The sequence below is a fragment of the Brevundimonas sp. genome, assembly GCF_024711105.1.
In the GTDB taxonomy this organism is placed as follows: Bacteria; Pseudomonadota; Alphaproteobacteria; order Caulobacterales; family Caulobacteraceae; genus Brevundimonas.
In genome coordinates this window covers 1-9,031 of the sequence record NZ_JANJTL010000128.1, presented here as the reverse complement: position 1 = coordinate 9,031, position 9,031 = coordinate 1, and the positions used below count along the sequence as shown (strand labels likewise).

Genomic DNA, 9,031 nt, shown 5'->3' with positions numbered 1-9,031 from the left:
GCGCGAGCCGCTTCGTCCAGCGCGTCTGGGCCGAGGTCGACGGCTTCCCCGGCGTCTCCGGCGAGCCCTCGGGCGACGACGCCGATGCGCTGGCGCTGAGGAAGGCCACGCACAAGGCCATCAAGGCGGTCAGCGAGGGCGTGGAGGGCTTCCACTTCAACGCCGCCATCGCCCGGCTGTACGAATTCCTGAACACCCTGCGCGCGGCGCGGGCCGAAGGCGCCTCTCCGGCCCTCCTGGCCGCCAAGCGCGAGGGGCTGAAGGCCCTGACCCTGCTGGTCCAGCCCTTCGTCCCGCACCTGGCCGAGGAATGCTGGGAGCGGCTGGGCGAGGACGGCATGGCGGTGAATGCGCCCTGGCCGGTGTTCGATCCGGCCCTGGCCGAGGACGACGAGGTCGTCCTTCCGGTGCAGATGAACGGCAAGCGCCGCTGCGAAATCCGCGTCCCGCGCGGCACGCCGCCGGCCGAGGTCGAAAAGATCGCCCTTGCGGACGCCGAGGTTCAGGCGAAACTGGAGGGGCGGCCGGTGAAGAAGCTGATCGTGGTGCCGGACCGTATCGTCAACATCGTGCTGGGATAAAGCCATGACGCGAGCGCCTGCGAGAATTGCCCTGGCGGTGGCGGCAGCGCTCGGCCTGTCGGCCTGCGGGTTCACGCCGCTCTACGCCGAGCCGGGCGTGGTGGACGCGCTCGCCGGCATTTCGGTCCAGGCGCCGGATACTCGGACGGGATATCTGCTGCGGGAGCAGCTGGAGGACTCGTTCGGCCGCGACCTCGGCGAGACCCCGGCTTACAGGTTGACCGCGCGTGTGCGGGAGAGGCGCAACCCCCTGGGCTCGCGCGCCGACGACACCGCCACCCGATACGAACTGACGCTCACGGTCGCCTATGACCTGTTCGACGCGCGCGGGGGCCGCCTTTTGACCGATACGCTCAGCGTCACCACGACCTACGCCTCGTCGGTGCAGCCCTATGCGGGGGTGGTGGCCCAGCAGGACGGCGAGGAGCGCGCCGCTGCCCAGGCCGCGGACCTGATCCGCGCCCGACTGGCCCGGTTCTTCGCCGAGAGGAACGCCGGCGGATGATCCTGTCGAAGCGGCCGGACATCGACCGCTTCCTGAAACAGCCCGACGCCGGCGTCCGGGCCTGCGTCATCTACGGCCGCGACCGGGGCGTGGTGCGAGAGCGCGCCGAGCAGCTGGCGCGCAAGATCGTCCCTGACCTGGATGACCCCTTCGGGGTGGCCCTGCTGACGGACGGCGACATCGAGGCCGATCCCGCCAAGCTGGAGGGCGAACTGGCGGCCCTGTCCATGATGGGCGGGCGCCGCCTGGTGCGTCTGCGGCTGCACAGCGAGAAGGCCGGACCCGACCGGGCCGCCGCCGAGGCCCTGACCGCGCACTGCGAGGGGCGGCTGAACCCGGACGCCTTCTACCTGGTCGAGGCCGGGGCGCTGGGCCGCGAGTCGGCGCTCCGCAAGGTCGCCGAGAAGGCTGGCGAGGCGCGGATCATCCCCTGCTACGAGGACGAGGCAGGCGACGTGGCCCGGATGGCGCGCGAGGCGCTGAGGGCCGACAACGTCGGGCTGACGAGCGAGGCGCTGGAGATCTTCGTCGCCCGCCTGCCCAAGGAGCGGGGCGTGGCGCGCCAGGAGATCGAGCGGCTGGCGCTCTATATCGGGCCGGGCTCGGGCGCGACCTTGGGGCCGGCCGAACTCGAGGATTTCCTGGGCGTGGAGCCTGACGCCTCCCTGTTCGAGGCGGCCAACGACGCGTTCGGAGCGCGCGCCGGCCCTGCGCGGGCCGGACTGGTGCGGGCCTTCGCCGAAGGAGAGACAGGTCCTGCAGCCGTGCGCGCCGCCAGCCAGCATCTCGGTAAGCTCCGGCGGGTCATCACCCTGGCCAAGAGCGGCGCCGACCTGAAGGAGGCGGCCAAGTCCGCTGGCGTCTTCTGGAAACAGGAGCGCGAGTTCCTGCGCCAGGCCCGGGCCTGGAGCCTGTCAGAGCTCGACGTGGTCCAGTCCGACCTGCTGGAGGCCGACCGCACCTGCAAGCGCGCCGGTTCGCCCGACGCCCTGATCGCGGAACGGGCGCTGCTCTCGGTCGCCGCGCGGGCGCGGCGGCTGGGGCTGTAGGCGGCCTGCGAGAATGCCTTCGCCCCGTCAGGGGAGGAGGGCCCCGCGCACCGGAGGCGAAGCCGAAGGTCTGCGCGGGAGACGAGGGCTCTGGCTTAAGCCGGTGGAGTCCCCCTCACCTCCCGCCCAATCGCTTCGCGTTCCGCTCAGCGTGGCGGGGGCCCTCCTCTCCCGCTTCGCGGGAGAGGATGAGTGTCAGGGCCGCATCAGGCGGCGGAAAAGCTCGTCGAGCTGCTCCAGCGAGCCGTAGCGCAGGGTCAGGGCGCCCTTGCCGCCCTTGTCGGCCAGCTCGACCTTCAGGCCCAGGCTGTCGGAGAGGTCGCGCTCCAGGGCGACGATGTCAGCGCTGCGGTCGGTCGGCGCGCGTGGCGCGGCGGCGCGGCCGGTCTTTTCGGGCGCCTTGCGGGCCATGTCCTCGGCCTGACGGACGCTGAGGCCGTCGGCGATGATCTTGTCGGCCAGGCCGTAGGGATCCTCGGCGGTCAGCAGGACGCGCGCGTGGCCCGCCGACATGCGCCCGGCGGCGACGTGTTCGCGCAGGTCCTCGGGCAGGGCCAGCAGGCGCAAGGTGTTGGCCACGTGGCTGCGGCTCTTGCCGACGATCTCGCCGAGCGCCTCCTGTGTGCGGCCGAAGCGGTCGATCAGGGCGCGATAGCCCTGCGCCTCTTCGATTGGGTTGAGGTCGGCGCGCTGGACGTTCTCGATGATGGCGATCTCGAGCACCTGGCGGTCGTCGAGTTCGCGGATCACCGCCGGGATATGGGTCAGGCCGGCGCGCTGGGCGGCGCGCCAGCGCCTTTCGCCGGCGACGATCTGATAGGCCTCCTCGCCGCCCGGCAGGGGGCGGATGAGGATCGGCTGGAGCACGCCCTTCTCTCGGATCGAGGCGGTCAGGGCCTCAAGCTCGGCCTCCGAGAAGGCGCGGCGGGGCTGGTCCGGGTTGCGGCGGATCAGCTCGATCGGCGTGTCGCTGGGCGCCGAGGGCGGGGCGGCGTCCGGCTGGCTCTCCGCGGCCTCGCCGAGCAGGGCCGACAGGCCGCGTCCCAGGCCTCTGTGACGGTCAGACATCTTGTTTCGCCTTTTCAAGGACTTGCTGTTCGCGTCGGCGCTTCTTCTCGCGGCGCACCAGTTCGCGGGCGAGACGCAGGTAGGCCTGGCTGCCGGCGCATTTTAGATCGTAGATCAGGGCCGGCTTGCCGAAGGACGGCGCCTCGGAGACCCGCACGTTGCGCGGTATGACCGTCTCATAGACCCGGTCGCCGAAGTGGCCGCGCACGTCGGCCTCGACCTGGCCAGACAGGGCGTTCCTGCGATCGTACATGGTGAGCACGATGCCCTGGATCTCCAGGCGCGGATTGAGGCTGGAGCGGACCAGCTCGACGGTCCGCATCAGCTGGGTCAGGCCCTCCAGGGCGAAGAACTCGCACTGCAGCGGCACCAGCACGGCGTCGGCGGCGCTCATGGCGTTGACCGTCAACAGGTTGAGCGAGGGCGGACAGTCGATCAACACATAGGTCGGGCTGATCGCCGCCTTGAGCTGCTTCAGTTTTTCGATCCCGTCGCGCAGCCGGTAGGACCGGCGGTCGGCATGGGACAGCTCGATCTCGATGCCCGACAGGTCCGGGTCGGACGGAACGATCCACAGGCCGGGCACGGCGGTGGCGACCGCCGCCTCATGCAGGGGCCGACCGTCGACCATGGCGTCGTAGATGGTCACCCGCCGCTGCTCGCGCGGCACGCCCAGGCCGGTGGAGGCGTTGCCCTGGGGATCCATGTCGATGAGCAGCACGCGCTCGCCAACGGCGGCCAGGGCCGTCCCGAGGTTAATGGCCGTGGTCGTCTTGCCGACGCCGCCCTTCTGGTTGGCGACGGCGAGCACGCGGGGCGGAGGCGCTTCACGAGGCAAATCAGAGGCTCCGGATACGAACGATGCGGCCGCGGGGGTCGCTGACGGAGGGCAGGAGATCGGCGTCGAGGCGAGGGCGGCGACGGCGCGCCTCGGCCAGCTCGGTTTCGGCCTGCTCACCCTTGAGGAAGAGGCCAAGCGCGCCGCGCTTCAGGTAAGGGTCCGCGAAGTCGAGCAGACGGTCCATCGGGGCGCAGGCGCGGGCGGTGACGACGTCGGCCTTGAGCTTCAGCGTCTCGGCGCGGGCGTCGATGACCTCGGCGGGCAACGCGAGGGCGTCCACGACCGGCTGCAGGAAGCGGCAGCGCTTGGTCTGGCTGTCGATGAGCCAGACCCGGGCGCCCTCGACGCCCTTCAGCAGGATGGCCAGGACCACCCCGGGCAGACCCGCGCCGGCGCCCAGATCCGCCCAGGTGCGGGCGTCGGGCGCGTGGTCGCGCAGCTGGGCGCTGTCGAGCGCGTGGCGGGACCAGAAATCCGGCAGGGTAGCAGGCCCCACGAGGTTCATCACCGCATTGCCCTCCTCGAGCATGAGCCGATAGCGCTCGAGGTCGGCCATCGTGGCGTCGGAGGCACCCGTGGCGGCCTGGAATTGCTGTGCGTCCAAGGCTCAGGCCGCCTCTTCGGCGCGGGCGCGCCGGACGTGGGCCAGAAGCGCGGTCAGGGCGCCGGGCGTGACGCCCTCGATGCGCGAGGCCTGGCCCAGCGTGCGGGGCTGGACTGCCTGCAGCTTCTCGCGGACCTCGTTGGACAGGCCGCCGATGGCGGAGAAGTCGATGCCGGCGGGCAAGACCAGGCTTTCCTCGCGGCGCAGCGCCTCGGCGTCGGCCGCCTGGCGATCGAGATAGCCGGCGTAGGCGGCGTCGATCTCGACCTGCTCGCGGATCTCCGCGGGCCAGGCGGCGATCTCCGGCCAGCGCGGCGCGAAGAGGTCGAGCGAGGCGCCCGGGTATGACAGGAGCTGGCTCAGGGTGCGGCGCTGGCCGTCGGCGTTGATGCTCAGGCCCAGCGCATTGGCCTCGTTGGGCGTGAGCGCCGTGCCGGTCATGCGGGCGCGCGCCTCGGCGAGGATTTCAGATTTCTGCGCAAAGGCTTGCGTGCGATTTGAGCCGACGAGGCCAATGTTGATTCCGAGGCCCGTCAACCGTTGATCGGCGTTGTCGGCGCGCAGCGTCAGGCGGAACTCGGCCCGGCTGGTGAACATGCGGTAGGGCTCGGTCACACCGCGCGTCACCAGGTCGTCGATGAGCACACCGATATAGGCCTGGTCGCGCCCGAGCACGATTTCGTCCGAGCCGCCGGCGGCGCGCGCGGCGTTCAGCCCGGCCATGAGGCCTTGCGCGCCGGCCTCCTCGTAGCCGGTCGTGCCGTTGATCTGGCCGGCGAGGTAGAGGCCCGGCAGGGCCTTCAGCTCGAGCGTCGGATGCAGCTCGCTCGGATCGACGTAGTCATACTCGATGGCGTAGCCATACCGGCGCACCTCGACGCGTTCGAGGCCCGGCATCGTGCGCAGGAAGGCGAGCTGGGTCGCCTCCGACACCGAGGTCGAGACGCCGTTCGGATAGACAGTGTCGCCGTCCGGCCCGCCGGGCAGACCCTCCGGCTCCAGAAAGACCTGGTGGCTGGCCTTGTCGGCGAAGCGGACCACCTTGTCCTCGATGGAGGGGCAGTAGCGCGGCCCGCGCCCGGACAGTCGGCCGCCGTAGACGGCGGATTCACCGAGGTTTTCCGAAATGATCCGGTGGGTTTCCTCGGTCGTGCGGGTCACGCCGCAATGGATCTGGGGCAGGACCTCGCCGCCGGGCAGGAAGGAGAAGCGGCTGGGCTCGGCGTCCGCCGCCTGCATTTCCAGCCGGTCCCAGGCGATGGTGGGGGCGTCCAGACGGGCGGGCGTGCCGGTCTTGAGGCGGCCCATGCGGACGCCTAGGCCATAGAGGCGGTCCGACAGGCCTATGGCCGGCTGGTCGCCGACGCGTCCGGCCGGAATGCGCTTCTCGCCGAGATGGATGACGCCCTTCAGGAAGGTGCCGGTCGTGAGCACGACCCGGCCGGCCCGCCAGCTGCGGCCGCGGTCGTCGGCGACGCCGACCACGCGGCCGTCCTCGACCAGCAGATCCTCGACGGCGGCGGCCTCGATGGCCAGGCCCTCGGCGCGCGCGAGTTCGGCCTGTATGGCCGAGCGGTACCGTCCACGGTCGATCTGGGAGCGCGGGCCGCGCACGGCAGGGCCCTTGGAGCGGTTCAGAAGGCGATACTGGATGGCGGCCTGGTCGGCGATCCGCCCCATCAGGCCGTCCAAGGCGTCGATCTCGCGCACCAGATGCCCCTTGCCCAGGCCGCCGATGGCCGGGTTGCAGGACATTTCACCGATGGTCTCGACCTTGTGGGTGAGCAGCAGCACGCGCGCGCCGACGCGCCAAGCGGCGTGCGCGGCCTCGCAGCCGGCATGGCCGCCGCCGATCACAATGACATCCCAATGTTGGGCCAAGGTCGTCTCCAGGGAGGGAGGCGCGTCCTACCAGAAAGCCAGTCGGGTTTGAACCGCGACCGACTGTTTCACGTGAAACAGCCGATCATTTTCCGATACAAAAGCTGGAGAAGACGAGGTCGAGCACGTCCTCCGACCCGACGCGGCCGACCACCGCCTCCAGGGCGCGAACGGCGAGACGCACGTCTTCCGCCGCCAGTTCGGGATCGACTAGCGCAGACTGCGCGCGGCGCAGATGATCGAGAGCCTCTTCCAGCCGCCGGCGGTGGCGCTCGCGGGTCACTGCAGGGAAGTCGGAACCGGTGGAGGCTGCAACGACCGCGGCGGTCAGCCGCGCACGCAGGTCCGCCATGCCAGTTCCGGTCACGGCGCTGACAGCGTTGGAAGGCGGCGAGGCCAGGCGGTCGGCCATCGTCACGATGCGCCAGGTCCTCGGGTCGGCGGCGTCCTCCGCTGAGCCTGCGGGGTCCAGCTCGAGCCGGAGATCGGCGGCTTCGGCCCAGGCGCGGGCGCGGGCCACGCCCTCACGCTCGACCGGGTCATCGGTGTCGCGCAGCCCCGCGGTGTCGGCCAGCAGGACGCGGTAGCCGCCCAGGGTCAGCTGGGCCTCGATCACGTCGCGGGTGGTGCCGGCGATGGGAGTCACGATGGCGGCGTCGCGACCCACCAGGGCGTTGAACAGGGTGGACTTCCCCGCATTGGGTGGTCCAGTCAGGGCGATGCGGAAACCTTCGCGGACCCGCTCGCCGCGCGCGGCGTCGGCCAGGGCGGCGTCCAGTTCGGCGATCTGGGTGGCGCCGGGCTCGCGGGCGCGGTCCGCCACGCCCTCCGGAATCTCCTCGTCGGGAAAGTCGATGGCCGCTTCGAGAACGGCCAGCGCCCCGAGCAGATGGGCGCGCCAGGCCTCGTAGCGTCGGGCGAGGGCGCCGCCGAGCTGGTCCAGGGCCTGGGCGTGCTGGGCCTGGGTCTCGGCGTCGATCAGATCGGCGACGGCCTCGGCCTGGGTGAGATCCAGCTTGCCGTTCTCAAAGGCGCGGCGGGTGAACTCGCCAGGTTCGGCGGGACGGAGGCCCAGAGCGATCAGCGCCGCGCTGACGGCCGAGACGACTGCGGGCCCGCCGTGCAGGTGGAGCTCGGCGCTGTCTTCGCCCGTGAAGCTGGCCGGCGAGACGAACCACAAAACCAGGGCCTGATCGAGCACGACACCGCCGCCATCCCGCAGGGTGCGCAGGGCCGCTCGGCGACGTTCGGGCACGGAGCCGGCGAGGCGCGCCAGGGCCGGACCAGACTCCGGGCCGGAAAGACGCACGACCGCCACGGCCCCGCGGCCGGGCGGGGTCGCCAGGGCGAAGATCGTGTCGCGGCGCAACGGCTATTCCGAGCGGGGCGGGGTCGCCGAGGTCGCGGCCATGGTCATCAGGTCGCGGAACTGCTGGGTCGCCTGCATCCCGAACGAGGCCCAGGAACGCATCAGCTCCTCGGGCTGCATGCGGGCGATGTTTTCGTCCCTCCGCTTCTGCATCTCGGCCACGAGGTGTTCATTCAGCGGCGCGACGTCGGGCAGACCGAGGAAGGCCCGGGCCTCCTGCGGCGTGCAGTCGATCTCGATGTTCATCTTCATCGCGGTCTCCGGTGTTTCACGTGAAACATAGGGCACGAAAAAGGGGTCCGCGAGGGACCCCTTCTCCGGCCAAAGCGGCTGGGCCGATTACTCGGCGTCGGCCTTGGCGGCCTCACGTTCGGCGGCCTGCTTTTCAGTCAGGTCCTCGCCGGTCTCCTGGTCGACGACCTTCATCGACAGCTTGGTCTTGCCGCGGTCGTCGAAGCCCATGAACTTCACCTTGACGGTGTCGCCCTCGTTCACGACGTCGGTCGTCTTGGCGACCTTGCGCGGAGCCAGCTGGCTGATGTGAACCAGGCCGTCCTTGGCGCCGAAGAAGTTCACGAAGGCGCCGAAGTCGACGACCTTCACGACCTTGCCCGTGTAGATGGCGCCGACTTCCGGCTCCGAGGCGATCGACTTGATCCAGTCGCGGGCCGCGTCGATCTTGGACTGCTCGGAGGCCGCGATCTTGATCAGGCCGGTGTCCCCGATGTCGATCTTGGCGCCGGTCTTTTCGACGATCTCGCGGATCACCTTGCCGCCCGAACCGATCACTTCGCGGATCTTGTCGGTGGCGATCTGGATGGTCTCGATCTTGGGGGCGTACTCGCCCAGCTCCTGACGCGGAGCCTCCATGGCCTTGTCCATCTCGTCGAGGATGTGCAGGCGGCCGGCCGAAGCTTGGGCGATCGCCTTGCGCATGATCTCTTCGGTGATGCCCGGGACCTTGATGTCCATCTGCAGCGAGGTGATGCCTTCGCGGGTGCCGGCGACCTTGAAGTCCATGTCGCCGAGGTGATCCTCGTCGCCCAGGATGTCCGACAGGATGGCGAACTCACCCGACGGCTCGAGGATCAGGCCCATGGCGATGCCCGAAACCGGACGGGCCAGCGGCACGC

General features: G+C 70.5%; 10 protein-coding genes. 3 read left to right on the top strand and 7 right to left on the bottom strand.

Annotated features, from left to right (window positions below; genetic code table 11):
* The 3 genes from Q0M60_RS09595 to holA all read left to right on the top strand — a co-directional run.
* Positions 1-581 (top strand): class I tRNA ligase family protein (locus Q0M60_RS09595; protein WP_296818671.1); only part of this gene is annotated, 581 nt, incomplete at its 5' end.
* A gap of 4 nt (positions 582-585) precedes the next feature.
* Positions 586-1,086 carry an LPS assembly lipoprotein LptE gene (gene lptE, locus Q0M60_RS09590; protein ID WP_296818668.1) on the top strand — a complete coding sequence of 167 codons (501 nt, stop codon included), beginning with the start codon at positions 586-588 and terminating at the stop codon, positions 1,084-1,086.
* A complete protein-coding gene (gene holA / locus Q0M60_RS09585; protein ID WP_296818665.1) occupies positions 1,083-2,135 on the top strand; it encodes a DNA polymerase III subunit delta in 1,053 nt (350 codons plus the stop codon). The genes lptE and holA overlap by 4 nt, the downstream gene beginning before the upstream one ends.
* A 195-nt stretch (positions 2,136-2,330) precedes the next feature.
* On the opposite strand, the gene Q0M60_RS09580 is transcribed toward holA, so the two are convergent.
* From Q0M60_RS09580 to Q0M60_RS09550, 7 genes are all read right to left on the bottom strand, one after another.
* On the bottom strand, positions 2,331-3,203 hold the full coding sequence (locus tag Q0M60_RS09580; protein ID WP_296818662.1) for a ParB/RepB/Spo0J family partition protein: 873 nt from the start codon (positions 3,201-3,203) through the stop codon (positions 2,331-2,333).
* On the bottom strand, positions 3,196-4,041 hold the full coding sequence (locus Q0M60_RS09575) for a ParA family protein (RefSeq protein ID WP_296818659.1): 846 nt from the start codon (positions 4,039-4,041) through the stop codon (positions 3,196-3,198). The genes Q0M60_RS09580 and Q0M60_RS09575 overlap by 8 nt, the downstream gene beginning before the upstream one ends.
* Position 4,042: 1 nt before the next feature.
* On the bottom strand, positions 4,043-4,600 hold the full coding sequence (rsmG, locus tag Q0M60_RS09570) for a 16S rRNA (guanine(527)-N(7))-methyltransferase RsmG (protein WP_296818673.1): 558 nt from the start codon (positions 4,598-4,600) through the stop codon (positions 4,043-4,045).
* Positions 4,601-4,651: 51 nt separating this feature from the next.
* A complete protein-coding gene (gene mnmG / locus Q0M60_RS09565) occupies positions 4,652-6,529 on the bottom strand; it encodes a tRNA uridine-5-carboxymethylaminomethyl(34) synthesis enzyme MnmG (RefSeq protein ID WP_296818655.1) in 1,878 nt (625 codons plus the stop codon).
* A gap of 85 nt (positions 6,530-6,614) precedes the next feature.
* Entirely contained in the window at positions 6,615-7,898 is a 1,284-nt protein-coding gene (gene mnmE, locus Q0M60_RS09560; RefSeq protein ID WP_296818652.1) for a tRNA uridine-5-carboxymethylaminomethyl(34) synthesis GTPase MnmE, read from the bottom strand.
* A 3-nt stretch (positions 7,899-7,901) separates the two neighbouring features.
* Positions 7,902-8,150, bottom strand: a complete 249-nt coding sequence (locus Q0M60_RS09555; protein ID WP_296818649.1) for a DUF6489 family protein — start codon at positions 8,148-8,150, stop codon at positions 7,902-7,904.
* An 87-nt stretch (positions 8,151-8,237) separates the two neighbouring features.
* The coding region (locus tag Q0M60_RS09550; protein ID WP_296818647.1) for a S1 RNA-binding domain-containing protein at positions 8,238-9,031 on the bottom strand (794 nt) is incomplete at its 5' end.